The following is a 21,342-nucleotide window of genomic DNA, read 5'->3' as shown; positions in this document are numbered from 1 at the left end:
CACCTCGGAAGCAGGTCGCTATTTCTGGTTGTAGAAGCCGGTTTCCGCGATCCGGCGCCGCTCTTCGGCCGAGACATCGACGTCGGCGGGTGAGAGCAGGAACACCTTGCTGGCCACTTTGTCGAACGAGCCACGTAGCGCGAAGGCGAGTCCGGCGGCGAAGTCCACCAGGCGCTTGGCGTCGGCGTTGCTCAGCTCGACCAGGTCCATGATCACCGGGTTGCCCTCGCGGAACCGCTCGCCGATGATCCTGGCCTCGCTGTAGTCGCGCGGGCGCAGTGTGGTGATCTTGGACAAGGGACCTCCGTCCTCGAAGATCCCGGGACGGCGAGCGGGCGCGGGCTCGGGGCGTAGCCGCTCCTCGAGGCGGCGCTCCTCGGCCACGGGATCGACGGCGAGCGCACCCCGGGTGGCTCCCCGCAACGCCGATGCGCCACCCCCCGCGCGGAACCGGCCGGCGGCGGACGCGGACGCGGACTCGATACGGGTGGGCCTGCGCGGCGGCTCGTAGGGATCCTCGCCGTAGTTGTCCTCCGGGTACTCCTCGCGACGCGGGGGGTATGCCGGCTTGTAGGACTTGTAGGCGGGCTCCGGGTACTCGGCGTCGTCTTCGAAGCGCTCGGCACCGAAGCGCTCGGCACCGAAGCGCTCGGGGCCGAACCGCTCGGCCCCGAAACGATCGGCGCCGTAACGCTCTTCGCCGTAGCGGTCGGCGCCGTAGGCCGGCCGCTCGGAGTACGGACGGGGTCCGCGCGCGCCACCGCGCTCGCTCGCGCGCGAGGCGCGATCGTCGACGTAGTCGTCTTCGTAATCCTCGAGCGGAACCATGCCGAAGTACGCCTTGAACTTGTGCAGCGTGCTCATCTGGTCGACCTTCCTTCGGCCCCGGTGGCGGCCGGGTGTTGAAGACTTGCTCAGCTCCTCGTCCGTCCCAATCTTATGTGTCATATGTGACTGATGAGGTTTCTTTGCTAGCCAGAGGTTATCGGTCGGGCGCCCATCAGAGCGGTACCGACACGCACCCACGTGGATCCGTATGCGATCGCCGATTCCAGATCACCCGACATTCCTGCGGAAAGTTCGCTCGCGCCGGGGTGGCGTTCGCGTAGACGCGTGTGCAAGCTCGCAAGCCGGGCGAACGCGCTATCAGGCTCGACCCCCAGCGGAGGGACGGCCATCAGGCCCGCGAGCCGCAGACTCGAGGCACCGGCGACCGTGTCGGCGAGTGCGTCCAAGCCGTGCGCGGGCACGCCGCCGCGCGCGGGATCGTCGTCCAGACTCACCTGGATCAGCACGTCCAGCGGCTCGAAGCGCTCGTCGGCCTCGAGCGCGGCGCGCGCGCCCCGGTCAAGGGCCGTTGCCAGCCGTTCGCTGTCGACCGAGTGCACCGTGTGCGCCCAGCGGGCCACCGCATTGGCCTTGTTGCGCTGCAACCGGCCGATCATGTGCCACCGGATCCCCTCGTGACCGAGTTCACGCAGGGCGACCACCTTCGCCGCGGCCTCCTGCTCTCTCGACTCGCCGAACTCGCCGAGCCCGAGGTCGGCCAGCAGCGCGACGTCGGACGCCGGAAAGAACTTCGTCACCGGCAGCAACCGAACGGAGTCGCGATCGCGGCCGCTCGCGCGGCAGGCCGCGTCGATCCGAGCGTTCAGCGACGCCAGATTCGCGGCCAGCTCCGCGGTGCGGGCCTGCGCCGCCGCGGCGGTCTGCGGCTGCGCCGCTCCGGTCACGCTGTTCACTTCGTCCTCCGTGTCATGTCCTCGCGAGCGCCGGATACCCGTCCTCGTCACTCTGTCCCCCGCCCGACCTGTCGCGCTGATCACATTCGGCTCGGCGGGCCTGCCGGTCTGCCGCCGAGCCGTCTCTCGGTACTGCCCGCTCGGGTCACTCCCCGCCCCGGGCATCGATCCAGATCACCCCGGCGATGCGCCCGGTCGGCGCACCGCGCCGGTGACTGAAGAGGGTCTTGTCCTCGATGGTGCAGCGCGGATCCTCGGCGATGCCGCCGATGCCCGCCTCGGTCAACTGCCTGCGGATACCCGCCCGCAGATCGAGGCCGGGAGTGCCGCGCACCGTGATGGTGGCGCTGCCGGGCAGATGGGCCTCGACATCCGCGCGCATGGCGGCCGGGACTTCGTACCGACGTCCCGAAGCCGCCGGACCGAGGAAGGCGCCGATGCGTTCGGGGCGCGCCCCCTGGGCGATCATCACCTCGAGCACCCGCGGCACGATGCCGATCCTGGCGCCGATGCGGCCCGCATGCACGGCGGCGATCACGCCCGCCTCGTCGTCGGAGAGCAGGACGGGCACGCAGTCGGCGGTCAGCACCACCAGGGCGAGGCCTGGTTCGGTGGTCACCAGGGCGTCGGTGGCGGGCACCGGCTCGGCGCGCGGGCCGTCGACCACCTCGACATTGCGGCCGTGGATCTGCTCCATCCACACCAGCCGGTCCGCCGGGAGCCCGATGCCCTCGGCGAGACGGAGACGATTGCGTCGCACCGCTTCCGGATCGTCGCCCACGTGATCGCCGAGATTGAACGAGTCGTACGGCGGCATGGAAAATCCGCCGGTGCGCGTGGTGGTGACCCGGCGGACGGTGAGTGTGGGCGCGGTCATGCGTCCCAGGGTATTCATGTGTTCGAGGGTAGTAGCCGCGCGAGCGTGCCCGCACCGGCGTTTCCGGGCACGCTCTGTCGATCGACGTGGATCAGCGACGCATGAAGTCCGGCACGTCGACGTCGTCGTCGTCCGGGTCGGCGTCCTGGATGTGCGAACGACTGTTGTGGGCCACCGTCGGTTCGGCGAGCCGCGGGCGCTCGGTGTCGCGGTAGTTGGGCACCGCGCCGCGGCCGGAACCGCTCGAGCCCGCCGAGGAAGTCGACGAGGTGGAGGCCGTGGAACCACTCACCGGCTCCGAACTCCTCGACGACGACAGCTCGCCCGCCCGGCTGCTGATCTCGCCTGCGCGGCCCGAACCGATGGAGCCCCGGGTGTGCGGCGCGTCGAAGGTGCGCCTGGCCGGACCGCCACCGTCGAAGCCCGCGGCGATGACGGTGACCCGCACCTCGTCGCCGAGCGAATCGTCGATGACGGTGCCGAAGATGATGTTGGCCTCGATGTGCGCGGCCTCCTGCACCAGCGAGGCGGCCTCGTTGATCTCGAACAGCCCCAGGTCGGAGCCGCCCGCGATCGACAACAGTACGCCGTGCGCGCCGTCCATCGAGGCTTCCAGCAGCGGCGAATTGATCGCCGCTTCGGCCGCTTTCACCGATCGTCCTTCACCGCGCGAGGAGCCGATGCCCATCAGGGCGCTGCCCGCGCCGGACATGACGCTCTTGACATCGGCGAAGTCGACGTTGATCAGACCGGGGGTGGTGATCAGGTCGGTGATGCCCTGGACACCGTTGAGCAGCACCTCGTCCGCGGAACGGAAGGCGTCCATCAAGCTGACCGCAGCGTCGCCGAGTTGCAGGAGCCGATCGTTCGGGATCACGATGAGCGTGTCGCAGGACTCGCGCAGCATGTTGATGCCGACCTCGGCCTGGTTGCCCCGGCGCTTTCCCTCGAAGGAGAACGGCCGGGTGACCACGCCGATGGTCAGCGCGCCGAGCTTGCGCGCGATGCTCGCCACGACGGGCGCGCCGCCGGTGCCGGTGCCGCCGCCCTCGCCCGCGGTGACGAAGACCATGTCGGCGCCCTTGAGCACCTCTTCGATCTCGTCCTTGTGGTCTTCGGCGGCTTTGCGGCCGACCTCGGGGTCGGCGCCCGCGCCGAGGCCGCGGGTCAGTTCACGGCCGACGTCGAGCTTGACGTCGGCGTCGCTCATCAGCAGCGCCTGCGCGTCGGTATTGACCGCGATGAACTCGACTCCCTTGAGTCCCTGTTCGATCATCCGGTTGACGGCATTCACGCCGCCGCCGCCGATACCGACGACCTTGATCACCGCAAGGTAGTTGTGCGGGGGCGTCATGGGCTCTCGCCTTCCTTCGATCCAAGCCTGTCATTTCGGAAAACCCTGAACCTCAACCATAGGGTTAGTGTTATGTCAAGTATCCGACTGCTGCCGAACGCTATTCGCCACTGCCGCGATACGGGCGCAGGCGCGCCGAGACGGAGAACAGAATCTCCCTGGACACAGACGGAATCGATCACTTCACCGTGACCAGATTCGGACTCGAAACGTCGAACACCGTGCCCTCTCGCGTCAACAGCGGCAACACCACCGCCGCCTTGCGTTCGGCGTCGTCCGCTGCGCCCCACACTACCGTGCGGCCGTCGGTCAGTTTCAACGAGATGTCCGAAATCGACCGCGCCAGAACCTGGTCCACCTGGATGTTCAGGGCGGGCGGAATCGCGTTGGCCACGGTCACCGCGGCGCGAGTGACCGGGTCGCTGCCGCCGGGGTGGTCGGTGACCAGCTGCGGCACGCCGATCGGTGGCGCCGCGATGGCGAACTCGACGGCGTCGCGGTCGACCAGGTGCGCGCCTTCGGGCGCGTCGAACCAGAGCACCGCGCGGCGCTCGTCCACGGTGACCCGCACGGTCGAGGGGTATACCCGCTCCACCCGCGCCGAGCGCACCTCGGCGATCGAGGCCACCCGCTCGGCCATCGCGACGGTGTCGATGCGCATGAGCGAGAGCCCGTCGGGAATGTCGAGCTGCTCGCGCACCCGCTCCTCGGAAACGGTCGACAGACCGTCGATCTCGATCGTGCGCACCGACAGGGCGGGGGTGAACCATGCGACCGACAGCAAGACGGTGAGAACGATCACCCCGAGCAGCGCCCACCACCGCACCCGTCGCAGACCACCCGGCCCGAGCAGCTCACCCGCCGCGCGCACGCGGCTCACCGACCGTAGCTGGGCCGCGCCCGTAGGCCGTCGAGGATCTGGCTGCCGAGCATGGTGACATCGCCCGCGCCCATGGTGATCACCACGTCACCGGCCCGCGCCAGCCCGGCCACCTGACGGCCGACCCGCGACATGTCCGGCTGGTAGTGCACCGGCGCGGTGACCGTCTGGGCGACCAGGGCGCCGTTCACTCCGGGCAGCGGTTCCTCCCGCGCGCCGTAGACGTCCAGGACGACCACCTCGTCGGCGAGGCTCAGCGCCGCGCCGAACTCGGAAGCGAAAGTGGCTGTGCGGCTGTAGAGATGCGGCTGGAACACCACGATCACCCGGCCCTGCCGGGAACGCGCGCCGTCGCGGGCCTCCTGCTCGACCAGCGCGGCCGCGGCCCCGAGCACCGCGCGCACCTCGGTGGGGTGGTGGGCGTAGTCGTCGAAGACCCGTACGCCGTTCTCCCGACCGACGAACTGGAAACGCCGGTGCACGCCGCCGAAACCCTCCAGACCCTGGATGATCTCGTCGATGTCGGCGCCCGCGGCGCGCGCGGCCAGCAGCGCGCCCAACGCGTTGAGCGCCATGTGCCTGCCGGGCACCGACAGCCGCAACGAACGCGGTGTGTTCTCCTCGCCGAGCTGGAACTGCACCACTCCCCCGACATCACGCGGCTCCCAGCTGTGCATGCGCACACCGACCGGGACCGGAGGGTCGGCGAGTTCGCCGGATCCGTAACCGAGTACGCGCACGCCCCGTTCGGCCAGTCGCGGCCCGACCCGCTCGGCCAGTGCCAGCGAGCCGGGATCGTCGAGACACACCACCAGCAGGCCGCCTTCGGTCAGGCGGTCGGCGAAATCGTCGAAGACCTGGGTATAGGCGGCGTCGGTACCGAAGAAGTCCAGGTGATCGGACTCGATGTTGGTGACGACCGCGACATCCGGGTCGTACTGCAGCAGCGAACCGTCGCTCTCGTCGGCCTCGGCCACGAACGTCTCACCGGTGCCGTGGTGGGCGTTGGTGCCCGCCTCGTTGAGCTCGCCGCCGACCGCGAAGGACGGATCCAGCCCGCAGTGCTGCAACGCCACGATGAGCATCGAGGTGGTGGAGGTCTTGCCGTGTGTGCCCGAGACCAGCAGGGTGCGGTGCCCGCGCATCAGCGAGGCCAGCACTGTGGGACGCAACAGCACCGGGATGTCGCGACGGTGGGCCTCGACCAGCTCCGGATTGGTCTTGGGGATGGCCGCGTAGGTGGTCACCACCGCGGTCGGGCCGCCGGCGAGCAGGTCGAGCGCGCTGGCGTCGTGGCCGATGCGGACCTGGGCGCCGCGTGCCCGCAACGCGAGCACGCCGCGACTCTCCTTGGCATCCGAACCCGACACCTCGCCGCCGCGCGAGAGCAGGATGCGTGCGATGCCGGACATGCCCGCCCCGCCGATCCCGACCATGTGCACACGTCGCAGTTCAGAGGGCAGCGCCGCCGCGCCCGGTGCGTCGGCGCCGCCCGCGGTGTCGGTGCCGCTCCCGGTGTCCGTGCCGTCCATGGCAGGCGTGCCGTCCACGCCGTTCGTGGCGTTCACCGCGCGACCTGCACGGCGATGCGTGCCACCGCGTCGGCGGCGTCGCGATGCCCGGCGCCTGCGGCGGCGCGGCCCATCTCGGTCAACCGGGTTCGGTCGAGCAGCAGCGGAATCACCTCGTCGATCACGTATTCGGGCGTCAGTTCCTGGTCGGGAACGATTCTGCCACCGCCCTGGGTGACGATCGGGCGGGCGTTGAATTCCTGCTCGCCGTTGCCGTGCGGCAGCGGCACGTAGAACGCGGGCAGGCCGACCGCGGAGACCTCGGCGACCGTCATCGCACCCGAGCGGCACACCACCGCGTCGGCGGCGGCGTAGGCCAGATCCATCCGCGACAGGTACGGCACCGCGACATAGCGCGCGGATCCCACCGGCGGGGGCACCTCCAGGGTGTTCTTGGGACCGTGCGCGTGCAGCACCGAGATGCCCGCCGCGGCCAGTTGCGGGGCGGCCGCGGAGACCGCCTCGTTCAGGCTGCGCGCGCCCTGCGAACCACCGAACACCAGCAGCACCGGCCCCTCACCGGGCAGCCCGAAATGCGCGCGCGCCTCGCCGCGCAGTCCGGCCCGGTCCAGCGCGGTGATCGACTCCCGCACCGGGATGCCCACCACTTCCGCTCCGGGCAAGCCCGAATCCGGCACGGCGGCCAGAACCCTCGCGGCCACCCGCGCGCCGATCTTGTTGGCGATGCCCGCCTTGGCATTCGCCTCGTGCACTACCACCGGCACCGCGCGCCTGCGCCGCAGCAGACCGGGGCCCGCCGCGAGATAGGCGGGCAAGGCGACATAGCCGCCGAAACCGATGATCACGTCCGCCTCGACCGCGTCGATCACCGCCCGGGTGCGGCGCACCGAAGCCCGCACCCGGGCAGGCAACTTCAGCAGATCGAGAGTCGGCTTGCGCGGCAACGGAACCGGCGGGATCAGCTCGAGCGGATAGCCGCGCTCGGGCACCAGCCGGGTCTCCAGACCGCGCTCGGTGCCGAGCGCCGTCACGCGGATCGAGGGATCGAGCCTGCGCAGCGCGTCGGCGACCGCCAGAGCCGGTTCGATATGTCCTGCCGTGCCTCCGCCCGCGACGATCACCGAGATCCTCGCGGACGAGGGCAGCGAACCGGAATCCTTCGTGGTCACCTGATACTCCTCCACCGGGCCCGTCGAGCACGTCGCCCGTCACTCACCTGTATCTTCCCCGTTCCTTCGCGTGCGGCATCGGATAGGTCGGCTCCCAGGCTCTGGTGGCCCTGGCCGAGCTGGTACCGCGGCTCTCCCCGGACTTGCGCCGCGGTGCCGGCTTGCCCTGTCCGTTCCCCCGGATCCGGCCACCGTTGCGGACCTGTCCGCTGCCCGAGCGCTGCGCATCCCCGGCGCGCCGGGGCACCCGCGCCCCGGCGCCCCCACGCTGACCGGCTCGTCCCGCCGACCTGGCCCGTGCCGCACCGGCTTTGGCGGGCGAATACGGCTCGGGCTTGGGCAGTCGCAACAACCGGCTGAATCTGCCGTCCTGCCCGGCCTGCAGCGCGGCGACCGCCTCGGGTTCGTGGCGGGCGGCATTGGCGATGATGCCGAACATGAACAGCGTGATGGCCAGCGAAGAACCGCCCGCCGAGACCAAGGGCAACTGCAGGCCGGTCACCGGCAACAGGCCGACGACGTAACCGACATTGATCAGCGCCTGCGCGGTGATCCAGGTGGTGGCCGTCGCCGACAACAGCCGCAGGAAAGGGTCCACCGAGCGGGTGGCGATGCGCAGGCCGGTGTAGACGAACAGCGCGAACAGCCCGAGCACCAGCGCGCACCCGAGGAAGCCGAGTTCCTCACCGATGATGGCGAAGATGAAGTCGTTGTGCGAGTTGGGCAGATAGCTCCACTTGGCGCGGCTCTGGCCGAGGCCGCGACCCCAGATCCCCCCGTCGGCCAGCGAGTACATCGCCTGCCTGGCCTGGTAGCCGATGCCTTGCGGATCCTCACCGGGATTGAAGAAAGCGCGCATGCGATCGGAGCGGTAGCCGGCGGTCAGCGCGAGCACGGCCGCGGCGACGATGCCCGAGAGGGCGATGGTGACGAACAGTCGCACCGGCAGGCCGCCGAACCACAGCAATGCCGCGAGCACGATGCCCAGCGCGATGGTGGTCGACAGGTTCGGTTCCAGCACCACGAGCAGACACACCAGCATGCCCGCGGGTACCAGTGGCACCAGCACGTCCTTGAGCGGCGCCTGCTCGCTGCGCCGGGACGCCAGCAGGTGCGCGCCCCACACCACCAGGGTCACCTTGACGATCTCCGAGGGCTGCACCGAGACGACGCCGAGGTCGATCCAGCGCCGCGAACCCTGTACCTCGGTGCCGATGCCGGGGATCAGTACCAGGAACAGCGCGACCACCGACAGCCCGAACACCGGGAACGACCACTGCCGCAGCCGGCGGATCGGGATGCGCAGCGCGAGGTAGAACAGCACGGTACCGATCAGGGCGAACAGGATCTGTTGCCGGAACAGCGAATACGCGGACCCGCCCGCGGTGTAGGCCTCGACGCTGGAGGCCGAGAGCACCATCACCAGCCCCAGCACGGTGAGCAGGGTGGCGATGGTGACGATCAGATGGAACGACGCGAGCGGACGCGCCATCCAGGTCAGGAACTTGGTGACCGCCGGAGCCCGAGCTCCCGCGGGCCGCGCGGCGCGCGCGCTCTTACCAGGACCGGACTTGGCGCGCCGCAGTCCCCGCCGGCCCTGGTCGGTCACGGCTGCCGCCCGAGGTCACCGTCTTCCAGCGCGTGCACCGCACCGGCGAAGCTGCGTCCGCGATGGGTGTAGTCGGCGAACATGTCCAGCGAGGCGGCGGCCGGCGCCAGCAGCACGGTGTCACCGCTGCGGGCGAACCCGGCGGCCGTGCGCACGGCGCGCGCCATCACGGCGTCGGCCTCGCTCGATCGGTGGGGGTGCGATCGGTTCGGGTCGTCGGCCATGCCAGCATCGTCACCCGCGCGGACCTCGACGACGGGGACTTCGGGCGCGTGTCGCGCGAGCGCGTCGGCGATCACCGGCGCGTCCGCGCCGATGAGCACGGCGGCGACGAGGTGTTCGGCGACCTCTTCGATCAGGTCCTCGACGCCCGCGCCCTTGAGCAGCCCGCCCGCGATCCAGATGACGCTCTGGTGCGCCAGGATCGACGAGCGCGCCGCGTGCGGGTTGGTGGCCTTGGAGTCGTCGACGAACTCGACGCCGCCGAGTTCGCGCACGAACGCCGACCGGTGCGGGCCCACCTTGTGCTCCTGCAGGCCTTCCTTGACGAATTGCGGCGCCACGTCGATCGCCCTGGTCAGCGCGGACGCGGCGAGCGCGTCGGCCACCCCGGCGGGCCCGGGCGGGCTGATGTCGCCGACCTCGGCCAGGATGGCGGCTTTGGTGAAGGCACGGTCGAGCAGTTTGCCGTCGACCACGCCGAGTTCACCGTCGGCGGGCACGCCGACCCGGAAGCCGACGGTGCGCTTGGCCTTGGAGCGCCGGGCCAGCGAGGCCGCGACCGGATCGTCCAGGCCGACCACGCCGACCCGCCCGACCAGCGCCCTGGATTTGGCGGCGGCGTAGGCGTCGAGCCCGCCGTGCCAGTCGAGATGGTCTTCGGCGACATTGAGCACCACGCCCGCTTCCGGGCGCACCGAGGGCGCCCAGTGCAGCTGGAACGAGGACAGTTCGACCGCGAGCACCTGCGGACCGGGATTGCGGCGCAGCGCGTCCAGGATCGGCAGCCCGATATTGCCGCAGGCCACGCTGGGAATGCCGGCCGCGCGCAGGATCGAGTGGGTCATCTGGGTGGTGGTGGTCTTGCCGTTGGTTCCGGTGACCACCAGCCACTTGCGCACCGGGCCGTAGATGCGGGCCTGATCGACCCACCAGGCGAATTCGACATCGCCCCAGACCGGGATGCCCTCGGTGACCGCCGAGACCAGCACCGGTGAGTCCGGCCGCCAGCCCGGGCTGGTGATGACCAGCGCGAACCGGCTCAGGTCGGCCGTCTCCAGCTCGACCGCGGTGGCGACTTCCAGCCCCAGCCCGGCGGCTTCGGCCAAGGCGGCCGCGCCGCTGTCGGTGACCACCGGGTGGGCCCCGATGTCGCGCAACGGCTCGACCAGCGAGCGTCCCGACACGCCCCAGCCTGCGACGAGAACGTCACGGCCACGCAGAAATTCCAGCATGGGCCCGGGTGAGCGCAGGGCCCGCGGAGAATGTTCGACCATCCTGGATCACCCGACCGCGGAGAGGTATTCGCTGTAGAACAGACCGAGTCCGACCGCCGAGGCCATCGCGGCCAGCAGCCAGAACCGAATGATGACCGTCGTTTCCGCCCACTTGCTGAGTTCGAAGTGGTGGTGGAACGGCGCCATCTTGAACAACCGGTTGCGCGTGGTGCGGAACACCGCCACCTGCAGCACCACCGAGGCGGCCTCGGCGACGAACAGCGCGCCGATCACGACCATCAGCAGCTCGGTGCGGGTGGTGATGGACAGACCGGCGAGCAGACCGCCGAGCGCGAGCGAACCGGTGTCGCCCATGAAGATCTTGGCCGGAGCCGCGTTCCACCAGAGGAATCCGATGCAGGCCGCGGTGCCCGCCGCGCACACCAGCGCCAGGTCCAGCGGATCGCGCACGTTGTAACAACCGGCTTCCGGCTTGATCGCGCAGGCGTGGTAGTACTGCCAGAAGGTGATGATCACGTAGCCGCCGAGCACCAGGCTCATCGACCCCGCGGCCAGGCCGTCCAGGCCGTCGGTCAGGTTGACCGCGTTCGACCAGGCGACCACGACCAGACTGACGAAGGCCAGGAACACGATCACGCCCATCGACACGGTGGTGATGTCGCGGACGTAGGACAGGTGGGTGCTGGCGGGGGTGAGTCCGTTCTCGCCCTTGAACTGCAGTGCCAGGATGCCGAACACGACGGCGGCGCTGAGCTGACCGATGTACTTGCCCGCGGCGGTGAGACCGAGATTGCGGCCCTTGCGCAGCTTGATGAAATCGTCGAGGAAGCCGACCGCGCCCAGCGCCGTCGCCAGGCCGAGCACCAGCAGCGCCGAGGCCGAAGGTCCCTCGGCGTCGTAGCCGATGCCGATCAGGTGCGAGCCGAGATAACCGGCCCACATACCGATGAGAATCGCGACGCCGCCCATGGTCGGGGTGCCGCGCTTGGCCTGGTGGCTGGCCGGCCCGTCGACCCGGATCTCCTGTCCGAAGCCCTGTTTGGCGAAGAACTTGATCAGCAACGGAGTCAACAGAATCGACACCGTCAGCGCGATCGCCGCCGCGAATAGGATCTGTCTCACTGCGCTGCCTCCGTGTCGCTGCCCGCCCCGCGGGTCAGATGCTCGGCGACCCGCCACAGGCCCACCGACTTCGATGCCTTCACCAGCACCACGTCACCCGGCTCGACTTCGTCGTCGAGCAGGGCCAGCGCGGCGTCGATGTCGGGCACCAGCACCGACTCCTCGCCCCACGAGCCTTCCATCACCGCGCCCTGGTGCATTCCCCGGGAGGGTCGTCCGGTACCGACGACGACCAGCCGGTCGACATCCAGGCGCACCGCGAGCCTGCCGATGGCGTCGTGCTCGACCACCGATTCCTCGCCCAGTTCGCCCATCTCGCCGAGCACCGCCCAGCTGCGGCGCGGGGTGTCGCCTGCCCTGGCCATCGTCACCAGCGCCTTGAGCGCGGCGCGGACCGAATCGGGGTTGGCGTTGTAGGAGTCGTTGACCACCGTCACGCCCTCGGGGGTGGTGCGCACGTCCATCCGGCGCTCCGAGGCCGCCCGGGCGCCGGTCAGGGCCGCGGCGATGGTGTCGAGGTCGGCGCCGCATTCGGCGGCCACGGCAGCGGCGGCCAGCGCGTTGCCGACCTGGTGTTCGCCGTGCACGGCCAGCCGGATCGGCGTGGACCCGGCCGGGGTGTGCATGGTGAAGGACGCGCGCGCCTCGGAGTCGAGACTCACTTCGCTCGCCCGGAAGTCCGCACCCGCGGCCTGACCGAAGGTGACCACCCTGGCCTTCGTGCGCTCGGCCATCGCGGCCACCTGCGGATCGTCGGCGTTGAGCACCGCGAGACCGTGTTCGGGGAGTGCCTCGACCAGTTCGCCCTTGGTGCGGGCGATGGCCTCGCGGCTGCCGAACTCGCCGAGGTGGGCGGTGCCGACGTTGAGCACCACGCCGATGCGCGGCGGCGCGACCCGCGCCAGCGCGGCGATGTGGCCGGGACCGCGCGCGGACAGCTCCAGTACCAGGAACCGGGTACCCGATCCGGCACGCAGGGCCGTCCAGGGGTGACCGAGTTCGTTGTTGAACGATCCGGGCGGGGCGATCACCGGCCCGAGCGGCGCGAGCACCGCGGCCAGCAGATCCTTGGTGGAGGTCTTGCCGGACGAACCGGTCACCCCGACCACGTCCAGGCCGCCTGCGGCGGTCAGCTTTTCGACGCTGTACCGGGCCAGCGCGGCCAGCGCGGCCAGCACCGCGGCGCCGGAGCCGTCCGGGTCGTGGGCGACCGCGAGCGAACCCACGGGCACCGTGCCCGGGCTCGGCGCCACCACGACCGCGGGCACCCCGACCGGTCGCGCGGCGAGCACCGCCGCCGCACCCGCGGCGACGGCATCGCGTGCGAAGTCGTGTCCGTCGGCCCGTTCACCCGGCAGCGCCAGGAACAGATCCCCGCCGCCGATACGGCGCGAATCGAATTCGGCCGCGCCGGTCACCCGCACCTCCGGGTCTGCGACGTCGTGCAGCGTGCCGCCCACGACCTCCGCGATCTCCCGCAGTGTCATCTCGATCATGAAACCGTCAAGTCCTCCGTGCCCGTCCGATACGGACGGGCATCTCCCGGGCGGCTGTCGCGCCCATCGTGCCGAACATGCTGTATCGCTCCACCGTTCACGTGCGCGCCTCCGCGCCCGTCTTGCGCGCCAGGGCCGCCGCCAGCACCTCGCGGTCGTCGAACGGGTGCTTCACCCCGTCGATCTCCTGCCCCGCCTCGTGCCCCTTGCCCGCGACCAGCACCACGTCACCACGGCGCGCCCAGCGTACGGCGGCCTCGATCGCCTCGGCGCGGTCGCCGATCTCGAGCACCTCACCGCGCACCTGTGCGGGCACGTCGAGCGCACCGGCGCGCAGCGCGGCGCGGATGGCGGCCGGATCCTCGGTGCGGGGATTGTCGTCGGTGATGACGAGCAGATCCGCCCCACGCGCGCCCGCCGAGCCCATCAGCGCGCGCTTGCCCGCGTCCCGGTCCCCGCCCGCGCCGACGACCACGGCCAGCCTGCCCGGCGCGGCCGGATCACCGGCGGCCAGGTGCTCGCGCAGGGTGGCGATGACCGATTCCAGAGCCGCGGGCTTGTGCGCGTAGTCGACCACGGCCAGGAAGTCCTGCCCCGCCTCGACCCGCTGCATCCGGCCGGGCACATCCACCTCGCCCAGCGCGGGCGCGGCAACCGCCGGATCGACGCCCGCGGCCGCGCACACGGCCAAGGCGAGCAACCCGTTGGCGACGTTGTAGCGGCCGGGCAGCCGCAGCCGCATCGCGAACTCGCCCGCGGGCCCGCTCGCGGTGAACTCCTGTCCGCCGCCTTGCGTGCGCACCGGACCCACGACCCGCCAATCGGCGGCGCCGGTGACCTCGCCCGCCGCCGCGACCCGCACCGGGGCGGGGAGGCTGTCGGCCAGCCGCCTGCCCCACGCGTCGTCGACGCAGATCACCGCCGTGCGTGCGGCCACCGGCGAAGACGCCTCGAACAACTTGCGCTTGGCCGCGAAGTAGTCCTCGAAGTCGGCGTGGAAATCCAGGTGGTCCTGGGAGAGGTTGGTGAACGCGCCCACATCGAAGCGCACGCCGTCGACGCGACCCAGTGCCAGCGCGTGACTGGACACCTCCATCACGACCGCCTGCACGCCCTGCTCGACCATCAGTGCGAACATCGCGTGCAGCTGCGGAGCCTCCGGCGTGGTGAGCGCGCTGGGCACCCGCGATCCGCCGATGCGGGTCTCGATGGTGCCGATCAACGCCGTGGACAGGCCCGAGGCGGCCAGCGCGGCCTCCACCAGGTACGAGGTGGTGGTCTTGCCCGAGGTGCCGGTGATCCCCACCAGTCGCAGCTCGCGCGAGGGGTGCCCGTACACCGCGGCGGACAGTTCGCCGAGCACCTCGCGCGGGCGCTCGCGCACCAGCACCGGCACCGGCAGTTCGCCGATCCGCGCGGCGCCGTCGGCATCGGTGAACACCGCCACCGCGCCGCGCTCCACGGCCGCACGGGCGAACCGGGCGCCGTGCGCGCGCGAGCCGGGCAGCGCCGCGAACAGGTCGCCGGGTAGCACCGCGTCGGAGCGTTGCTCGATACCGGTGACACTCACATCGTCGACCGGCACGCCGGGCGTGGCCGGTTCGGCGCCGGTCAGCGCCAGCACCGTGGACAGCGGCGTCGTCGGTGGATCGATCGGCCGCAGTACGGGCTGGCTGGACTGCTGGGGCACCTTGCTCCTCTCCGAGGGGGCGGATTCAGCGGACACCGCGAAGGTGGCGGCAAGTCAGGTTACCGACGTGCGCACATCGACGGGCAACGTGGCTCGGCCTTCCCGCCGCACGCACCCCCGCGACCACGGCCGAGTCCGCCCGGAACCGCTACGCACCGGCCTGCAACACGAACTTTCCGGACGGCTCCGCGCTGGGCGGAATACGGTCGCGCTGCAGCGCCCAGGAAGCGATGGAATGGAACAACGGCGCCGCCGACTGCCCGCCGCTGCCGTCGGAACTGCGCTGCGGATTGTCCAGCATCAACCCGATCACATAGCGGGGATCGTCGGCCGGGGCCATCCCCGCGAAGGTGATCCAGTAGCTCGACGTCGAGTAACACTGGCATCGCGGATCGATCTGCTGCGCGGTCCCGGTCTTGCCCGCGATCGGGTAGCCCTCCACCGCGGCCTGCATGCCGGTGCCGTTCTGATCGGGGTCGGCCGGATCGTGCTGGGTGACCGACTGGAACATGGTGCGCAGCGTGCGCGCGGTCTCCTCGCCGACCACCCGCACGCCCTCGGGCTGCGGTTCGTCGGTGCGGGAGCCGTCCGGCGCGACGATGGACTTCACGATGCGCGGCGGGATGCGCACGCCGTCGTTGGCGATGGCCTGGAACATCCCGGTCATCTGCAGTGTCGACATCGACAGGCCCTGGCCGATGGGCAGATTCGCGAACGTGCCGCCGGACCACTGATCCCTGGCGGGCACCTGCCCCGCGGTCTCGCCCGGCAGGCCGACGCCGGTGCGCTGCCCCAGCCCGAAGCGCAAGAGCATGTCGGCGAAGCGATCCTCACCCACCCGCTGGGCCAGCATCAGCGTGCCCACATTCGACGACTTACCGAAGATGCCGGTGGTCGTGTAGGGCGCGACGTCGTGGCTCCAGGCGTCGCTGACGGTGACCCCGGACATCCGGATCGAGCCGGGGACCTGGTGCACCTCCTCGGGTGTGGTCAGGCCGTACTCGATGGCCGCGGCGGCGGTGACGATCTTGTTCACCGAGCCTGGTTCGAACGGGTCGCTCACCGAGGGATTCCCGGTGGAGGCCCAATCCTTGGATCCCAGCATAGGATTGAAGGTGCTGTCGTTGGCCATCGCGAGCACCTGCCCGGTCCCGGCGTCGAGCACCACCGCCGAGGCGCCTGCCGCGCCGGAGCGCTGCTTGGCCAGCTGCACCTGCTGCTGCACGTAGTACTGCAGATCCGAGTCCAGAGTCAGCTCGACGCGGTTGCCGTCGACGGCGGGCTGTTTGTCGCGCCAGCTGCCCGGGATGACCGCGCCGTCGGAGCCGCGATCGTAGGTGTGCGAACCGTCGGTGCCCGCGAGCACCGAGTCCAGCGCCGACTCCAGGCCGATCAGGCCGTGCCCGTCCCAGCCGGTCGCGCCGACCACATTGGCGGCCAGCGAGCCGCCCGGGTACTCCCGGATGTCCTGGCGCTCCGAACCGACCTCGGGGAACTCGACCATGATCTCGGTGGCGATGCGGGGATCGACACCGCGCGCCAGATACACGAACTGCTCGTCGCTGTTGAGCTTGTCGAGCAGCTCGGACTCCTTCGGCGCGCCGGGGCCGAGCTTCTCGTGGATCGTTCTGGCGATATCGCGCAGTCGCTGCTCCGGGTCGGGCGCCTTGTCGTTCTTCTGCCGCGCCGCGGCGAGATTCGCGCGCTCGGTCACCGGCTGGAACGTCAGGGCCTTGGCCGAGATGGTGAAGGCCAGCGATTTACCGCTGCGATCGACGATGGGGCCGCGGGTGGCTTCGTCGATCAGCCGGGTGGTGCGCTGACTGGCGGCCTGCGCGGAGAGCCCCGGCGCGGAAATGCTCTGCACCCAGAGCAATTGGAGCGCGACCATCACGAGCGCGACCAGCATGACGATCCGGCCGACACTCAAGCGCAGGCGCATCGGATGATCGAGGCCCGCAGTGCCGGCACGTCGGGATGTGGACGGCCCGCGCCGCCGGGGCGGTGCGGGCCTGGACTGCTTCACCGGAGTGCTCCGACCGGCGCGGGCGTCGCGGGAAGCCCCTCCACCGCCGCGGAGGCCGGCTCCGGAGCGGGCGGTGGGACCGGCGCGGGCACCGCGCCGACGGGCAGCTGACCTTGGATCGGCTGTCCCTCGACCGGCGGGACCGGCTGACCGTCCACCCCCGGCGGCGCGGGCTGTCCCTCGACGGGCGGGACGGGCTGAGCATCGGTGCCGAGCGGCGTGGGCTGCCCCTCGGCGGGCGCGGCGGGATCAGCGGGCGGAGCCGGCGCCGGCGCGGGCTGCGCGGGGGTGGACTGCCGATCACCGGCGGCCGGAACCGGCGTACGGGCGGGGGTGAGCGCCGCGGTCAACGGAACGACCTGCTCGCCTTGCGCGGCGGGATTCGCCGGATCACGGGGCGTGGTGTTCAGCGGCGGCGCGGGCGCGCCCTGAACCGGGGTCGGGGTACCGACCACGATCACCGCGCCGTCCGGCGCGATCAGCAGCCGGGCCGGGTCGTCGGCCGGGATCATGCCGAGTTCGCGGGCGCGCGCGGCCAGTTCGGGCGCCGAATCGGCCGCCTCGACCTCCCGCTGCAGCGCCGCGCGTTCCTCGGCCAGTGTGCGGTTGAGCTGCCTGGCGTCACTGAGCTGGTAGCTGTCCTCGGCGGCGCGGGTGGTGAGCAGCAATGTCAGCGCCAGACCACAGCCGAGCATCGCGATGATCGCGGCCACAAAGGGAATCCGCCCCGACATCGCCGAGGTCGTGCGGGGCAGCCTCGGTGTCTCGGTGAGCTGCTCGGCGCGCACCCTCCGCTTGGCGTAGGCACGTTGCGCGGCACCGGATTTGACCCGATCGGCGGCCTGCACCCGGCGGGCGACACGACCCGGCGAAGGAACCGTGCGCGTCCGAATACTCATGGCGTCGTCGCCTCCTCTGCTCCGCATGGACATCCCCACCCCGTCCGTTCCGGCCATCCGCTCACGACGACTTCTCGATCCGCTCGGCCGCCCGCATCCGCACCGGCGCGGCGCGCGGGTTCTCCTCGATCTCCTGCTCGGTCGCCTTCTCCGCGCCGCGGGTCAGCAACCGGAATTCCGGTCCCATGCCGGGCAATTCGACCGGCAGGTCCACCGGCGTGCGGGAGGTGGTACGCGCGGCCAGTTCCTGTTTGACGACCCGATCCTCGAGCGACTGATAGGACATGATCACGATCCGCCCGCCCACGCGCAACGAATCGAGCGCGGCGGGCAGCGCGGCCCGCAGCGAATCGAGTTCGCCGTTGACCTCCACCCGCAGCGCCTGGAAGGTGCGCTTGGCCGGATGCCCGCCGGTGCGGCGGGCGGCGGCCGGGATCGTCGCGTAGAGCAGTTCGACGAGTTCACCGCTGCTGGTGAACGGCCGCTGAGCGCGCCTGCGCAGCACCTCGGAAGCGATCTTGCCCGCGAAGCGCTCCTCGCCGTAGTTCTTCAGCACCCGGGCGAGATCGCCGTGACTGTAGGTGTTGAGGACGTCGGCGGCGGTGATCCCGGTGGAGGGGTCCATGCGCATGTCCAGCGGCGCGTCCACCGAGTAGGCGAAGCCGCGCTCGGCTTCGTCGAGCTGCATCGAGGAGACACCGAGGTCCATCAGGATGCCGCTGACCGAGCCGACCGGATCGAGTCCGGCCTGCACCAGCGCGTCGGCGATGCCGTCGTATCGGGTGTGCACCAACGTGATCCGGTCCGCATACGGCGCCAGCCGTTCGCCGGCCAGGCGCAGCGCCTCGGTGTCCCGGTCGAGGCCGACCAGACGGAGTTCGGGATAGGTGCTCAGGAAATGTTCGGCATGACCGCCCAAACCGAGTGTCGCGTCGACGTATACCGCGCCGGGCTCGGTGAGCGCCGGGCCGAGCAATTCGTCGGCACGGTGCAGCAGGACGGGGACATGACGGGCGCCGCGTTGTTCACGGTTCACCTCGACCTCCCGGATTCTGCCTCGCGTTCATCGGTAGGCGCGACGGGCATCCGGTGGAGTGATCTCCGGCCGGCGCACACGGGTCGCCCTGTTCTGCTTGTGTTTTCGTCCGCATGTGCATCCGTGCGAACCGCGAGGCGAGGCGCCGAGTCCACTCGGGCTGTTCTCGTCGGGGATGTCACGCGGTGAATGCTGCTGCGGGCTGGATCGGACATATCGTTGATGATCACCGGGGCGAGTGCCCCGTGGTCCCTGTCCGAACCGGCACCTGGCGTCGGGGAAGTACGCCAGGGTCCGCGCTCGGACAGAGACCGCGCGGCACTCGCTCGCCCGGCTAGAAGATCCCGCCCAGCGACTCGTCTCTCGCTTGCGCGTAATCCTCCTCGTGCTCGGCGAGGTAGGACTCCCACGCCTGCTTGTCCCAGATTTCGAGGAAGTCGACCGAGCCGATCACCACACACTCCCGTGACAGGTTGGCGTAGCGACGGTGATCCGCCGACAACGTGATACGGCCCTGTGTGTCCGGACGCTGTTCGTCCGTACCGGCTGCCAGCGCCCGGACGAACGCTCGTGCCTGCGGATTGCTTCGAGACGCGGCCGCCGCTCGGCGCGCGAGCGCGGTGAACTCCTCTTTGGGATATACGGCAAGGCTGTGGTCTTGGCTCTTCGTGACCATCAACCCTCCCGCCAGTTCATCTCGAAACTTCGCAGGCAACGTGAGTCGCCCCTTGTCGTCCAGACGCGGTGTGTAGGTACCGAGAAACATCTTCTCGTCACCTCTCTACCGGATCACCGCGCCTGCATGGTCTCTCCTGTAGTGCGCGCTCCACATTACCCCACTTTCCCCCACTTTCAATCGAAACCAGAGGTGATCTGGCTCCCCGCTCGAGCGATTCCGCAGGTCATCCCAGCTATCACTGATGTGGGGGGCTTTGCGCATGTCCTGACGACACGCGGCGGGCACCACACGACAGCCCGGAAACAACCAGCAAACTCCCCGGCGGACGGCCGGATGAGGGGTGCCCGAGGGAGGGCGGTGGAGAGATGTGGGGGGTACCGGATCAGGTGCCGCGGACCCGTCCCGGTGGATGTCGCCGCACCAGGAACGAACTCCGGCGCCCGGCGTGTCGCCTACCGCCGCATCGGGACAGGTAGGCCGGGCACGCCGGGTGCCACACAGCCGGGGAGGTCACCGGGAGCGCGCAGCGCGCGGAGTCCGCGATCGACCGGCGAACACGAGAAGGCGACGCCGTACCCGTCGGGGTCGGCGCCGCCTGTATGAGAATGTCGTGGGCGCGGCGAACCGCACCCACGCGTTCAGTCCTGCTCGAACCTGCGGCGGAAGCGGTCCTCCATGCGTTCGGAGAACCCGCCGGACTTGCGCTGACGCCCGCCGGGGCCGCGGCCGCCGGGACTTCGACCGGAAGGGCCGCCGGAGCCCGTTCGACCGGTGGGCACGTCGCCGCCGGACACCTTGGTGCCGCCGGTCAACAGCAGCACACCGGCGCCGAACATGATCACGAACCCGATCAGGCTGATGATCGGGAATCCACCCGGCTTCGGCCCGGCGATACCCGTGACCAGCAAGAGCAGGCCGAGGGCGAACAGAGCGGCTGCCTGGAGTCGACGACGACTCGTGGTGGTGCGAAGTCGCCCGCCGCGTACGGACGAGGCGAACTTCGGGTCCTCAGCATAGAGCGCGCTCTCGATCTGTTCGAGCATGCGCTGCTCGTGCTCGGAGAGTGGCACGGTACCTCCCCCGGCACTAGGCGTGACTGTCGCCTCCGGGTAGGCGACAGATAGCCGACCTTGGCGGCCATCTGTCCCCATGATACGAGTTCGATCAGGGCCGTACCACCCAATGGGCGCTGTGGAACGAAACTGTCGCCGAGCCGCTACGCGCTCATGCCCGGGGCGAGGCGCAAACGGGCCGCCGACTGCAGCAGATCGGCCACGTCGTGCAGGAATGCGCCCACCCGCGAGGCGAACTCGTCGGCGTCGGCGTCGCCCACGTCACGGTCGAGCCCGGCCTCCAGCGCGGCGCGCAGTTCCGAGCGGGCGGCGAAGTAGTCCGCCCACATGACGAATTCCGGCGCGGCGCGCTGCAACAGCACCCAGGCGTTGCGCGACCTCGCCCGCGGTGCGGCATCGGCTCCGGTGCAGGCCAGCACCGCCCCCGCGCCGCGCAGCGCGGCCAGATAGGCCGTGCGGAACCGTTCGCGCGGGTCGCGCTCCCCCGCCGCCTGCAGGAGCAGTCCGTCGGCCTTGTCGAGCAGGATGCCCGCCTTGCCCGGCCGTTCCCGCGCTGCGTTGCGACTCATCAGCCGTCCCCTTCCGAACCGGCGCGGCACCGCCGCCGGCCCCGCGGACGACACCGGCACCACCGCTCGCGCTCCCCGTCCCGCGCACCGCGCGGACCGAACAGATATTCGAACGTTTGAATTGAGCTTGAA

18 protein-coding genes are annotated in these 21,342 nt (G+C 70.6%); all 18 read right to left on the bottom strand.

Going from position 1 to position 21,342, the window contains the following annotated elements; genetic code table 11:
- Positions 1-18: 18 nt before the first annotated feature.
- Complete coding sequence (locus IU449_RS22450; protein WP_195004071.1) at positions 19-864, bottom strand: cell division protein SepF; 846 nt, start codon at positions 862-864, stop codon at positions 19-21.
- Between the two features lie 107 nt (positions 865-971).
- Positions 972-1,733 carry a YggS family pyridoxal phosphate-dependent enzyme gene (locus IU449_RS22445; RefSeq protein ID WP_324188389.1) on the bottom strand — a complete coding sequence of 254 codons (762 nt, stop codon included), beginning with the start codon at positions 1,731-1,733 and terminating at the stop codon, positions 972-974.
- 154 nt (positions 1,734-1,887) lie between these two features.
- Positions 1,888-2,619, bottom strand: coding sequence for a peptidoglycan editing factor PgeF (pgeF, locus tag IU449_RS22440; RefSeq protein WP_195004069.1), 732 nt, complete (start codon positions 2,617-2,619; stop codon positions 1,888-1,890).
- A 91-nt stretch (positions 2,620-2,710) separates the two neighbouring features.
- Entirely contained in the window at positions 2,711-3,973 is a 1,263-nt protein-coding gene (gene ftsZ, locus IU449_RS22435) for a cell division protein FtsZ (RefSeq protein ID WP_195004068.1), read from the bottom strand.
- Between the two features lie 178 nt (positions 3,974-4,151).
- Complete coding sequence (locus tag IU449_RS22430) at positions 4,152-4,853, bottom strand: cell division protein FtsQ/DivIB (protein ID WP_324188376.1); 702 nt, start codon at positions 4,851-4,853, stop codon at positions 4,152-4,154.
- Entirely contained in the window at positions 4,850-6,289 is a 1,440-nt protein-coding gene (gene murC, locus IU449_RS22425) for a UDP-N-acetylmuramate--L-alanine ligase (RefSeq protein WP_228805560.1), read from the bottom strand. Before murC ends, IU449_RS22430 begins: the two co-directional genes overlap by 4 nt.
- Before the next feature lie 128 nt (positions 6,290-6,417).
- Positions 6,418-7,569, bottom strand: a complete 1,152-nt coding sequence (gene murG / locus IU449_RS22420) for an undecaprenyldiphospho-muramoylpentapeptide beta-N-acetylglucosaminyltransferase (RefSeq protein ID WP_195004067.1) — start codon at positions 7,567-7,569, stop codon at positions 6,418-6,420.
- Positions 7,570-7,597: 28 nt separating this feature from the next.
- Complete coding sequence (gene ftsW / locus IU449_RS22415) at positions 7,598-9,046, bottom strand: putative lipid II flippase FtsW (RefSeq protein WP_195004146.1); 1,449 nt, start codon at positions 9,044-9,046, stop codon at positions 7,598-7,600.
- A 113-nt stretch (positions 9,047-9,159) separates the two neighbouring features.
- Positions 9,160-10,617 carry a UDP-N-acetylmuramoyl-L-alanine--D-glutamate ligase gene (gene murD / locus IU449_RS22410; protein WP_195004066.1) on the bottom strand — a complete coding sequence of 486 codons (1,458 nt, stop codon included), beginning with the start codon at positions 10,615-10,617 and terminating at the stop codon, positions 9,160-9,162.
- Positions 10,618-10,665: 48 nt separating this feature from the next.
- Entirely contained in the window at positions 10,666-11,742 is a 1,077-nt protein-coding gene (gene mraY / locus IU449_RS22405; protein ID WP_195004065.1) for a phospho-N-acetylmuramoyl-pentapeptide-transferase, read from the bottom strand.
- Positions 11,739-13,238, bottom strand: coding sequence for a UDP-N-acetylmuramoyl-tripeptide--D-alanyl-D-alanine ligase (locus tag IU449_RS22400; protein WP_195004064.1), 1,500 nt, complete (start codon positions 13,236-13,238; stop codon positions 11,739-11,741). The genes mraY and IU449_RS22400 overlap by 4 nt, the downstream gene beginning before the upstream one ends.
- Before the next feature lie 97 nt (positions 13,239-13,335).
- Positions 13,336-14,928, bottom strand: coding sequence for a UDP-N-acetylmuramoyl-L-alanyl-D-glutamate--2,6-diaminopimelate ligase (locus IU449_RS22395; RefSeq protein ID WP_195004063.1), 1,593 nt, complete (start codon positions 14,926-14,928; stop codon positions 13,336-13,338).
- Between the two features lie 148 nt (positions 14,929-15,076).
- Positions 15,077-16,954, bottom strand: a complete 1,878-nt coding sequence (locus IU449_RS22390; protein ID WP_416382225.1) for a peptidoglycan D,D-transpeptidase FtsI family protein — start codon at positions 16,952-16,954, stop codon at positions 15,077-15,079.
- Positions 16,951-17,853 carry a hypothetical protein gene (locus IU449_RS22385; protein WP_195004061.1) on the bottom strand — a complete coding sequence of 301 codons (903 nt, stop codon included), beginning with the start codon at positions 17,851-17,853 and terminating at the stop codon, positions 16,951-16,953. The genes IU449_RS22390 and IU449_RS22385 overlap by 4 nt, the downstream gene beginning before the upstream one ends.
- Before the next feature lie 61 nt (positions 17,854-17,914).
- Entirely contained in the window at positions 17,915-18,889 is a 975-nt protein-coding gene (gene rsmH, locus IU449_RS22380) for a 16S rRNA (cytosine(1402)-N(4))-methyltransferase RsmH (protein WP_195004060.1), read from the bottom strand.
- Between the two features lie 334 nt (positions 18,890-19,223).
- Positions 19,224-19,655: a division/cell wall cluster transcriptional repressor MraZ gene (gene mraZ, locus IU449_RS22375; RefSeq protein ID WP_195004059.1), complete on the bottom strand. Its 432-nt coding sequence runs from the start codon at positions 19,653-19,655 to the stop codon at positions 19,224-19,226.
- 551 nt (positions 19,656-20,206) lie between these two features.
- Positions 20,207-20,638, bottom strand: a complete 432-nt coding sequence (locus tag IU449_RS22370; RefSeq protein ID WP_195004058.1) for a DUF3040 domain-containing protein — start codon at positions 20,636-20,638, stop codon at positions 20,207-20,209.
- 146 nt (positions 20,639-20,784) lie between these two features.
- Positions 20,785-21,210 carry an SAV_6107 family HEPN domain-containing protein gene (locus IU449_RS22365; protein WP_195004057.1) on the bottom strand — a complete coding sequence of 142 codons (426 nt, stop codon included), beginning with the start codon at positions 21,208-21,210 and terminating at the stop codon, positions 20,785-20,787.
- Positions 21,211-21,342 lie beyond the last annotated feature (132 nt).

It is taken from the genome of Nocardia higoensis (assembly GCF_015477835.1).
GTDB lineage: Bacteria > Actinomycetota > Actinomycetes > Mycobacteriales > Mycobacteriaceae > Nocardia > Nocardia higoensis_A.
Note: the sequence above shows the minus strand (reverse complement) of the source record. Positions and strands in the feature narration are given on the sequence as shown.

What these genes read in the sequence shown, in the direction of transcription:
- IU449_RS22450 (WP_195004071.1), bottom strand. Translation starts at nt 864, where the DNA reads ATGAGCACGCTGCACAAGTTCAAGGCGTACTTCGGCATGGTTCCGCTC.
- pgeF (WP_195004069.1), bottom strand. Translation starts at nt 2,619, where the DNA reads ATGACCGCGCCCACACTCACCGTCCGCCGGGTCACCACCACGCGCACC.
- ftsZ (WP_195004068.1), bottom strand. Translation starts at nt 3,973, where the DNA reads ATGACGCCCCCGCACAACTACCTTGCGGTGATCAAGGTCGTCGGTATC.
- murC (WP_228805560.1), bottom strand. Translation starts at nt 6,289, where the DNA reads ATGGTCGGGATCGGCGGGGCGGGCATGTCCGGCATCGCACGCATCCTG.
- ftsW (WP_195004146.1), bottom strand. Translation starts at nt 9,046, where the DNA reads ATGGCGCGTCCGCTCGCGTCGTTCCATCTGATCGTCACCATCGCCACC.
- murD (WP_195004066.1), bottom strand. Translation starts at nt 10,617, where the DNA reads ATGCTGGAATTTCTGCGTGGCCGTGACGTTCTCGTCGCAGGCTGGGGC.
- IU449_RS22400 (WP_195004064.1), bottom strand. Translation starts at nt 13,238, where the DNA reads ATGATCGAGATGACACTGCGGGAGATCGCGGAGGTCGTGGGCGGCACG.
- IU449_RS22385 (WP_195004061.1), bottom strand. Translation starts at nt 17,853, where the DNA reads ATGAGTATTCGGACGCGCACGGTTCCTTCGCCGGGTCGTGTCGCCCGC.
- mraZ (WP_195004059.1), bottom strand. Translation starts at nt 19,655, where the DNA reads ATGTTTCTCGGTACCTACACACCGCGTCTGGACGACAAGGGGCGACTC.
- IU449_RS22365 (WP_195004057.1), bottom strand. Translation starts at nt 21,210, where the DNA reads ATGAGTCGCAACGCAGCGCGGGAACGGCCGGGCAAGGCGGGCATCCTG.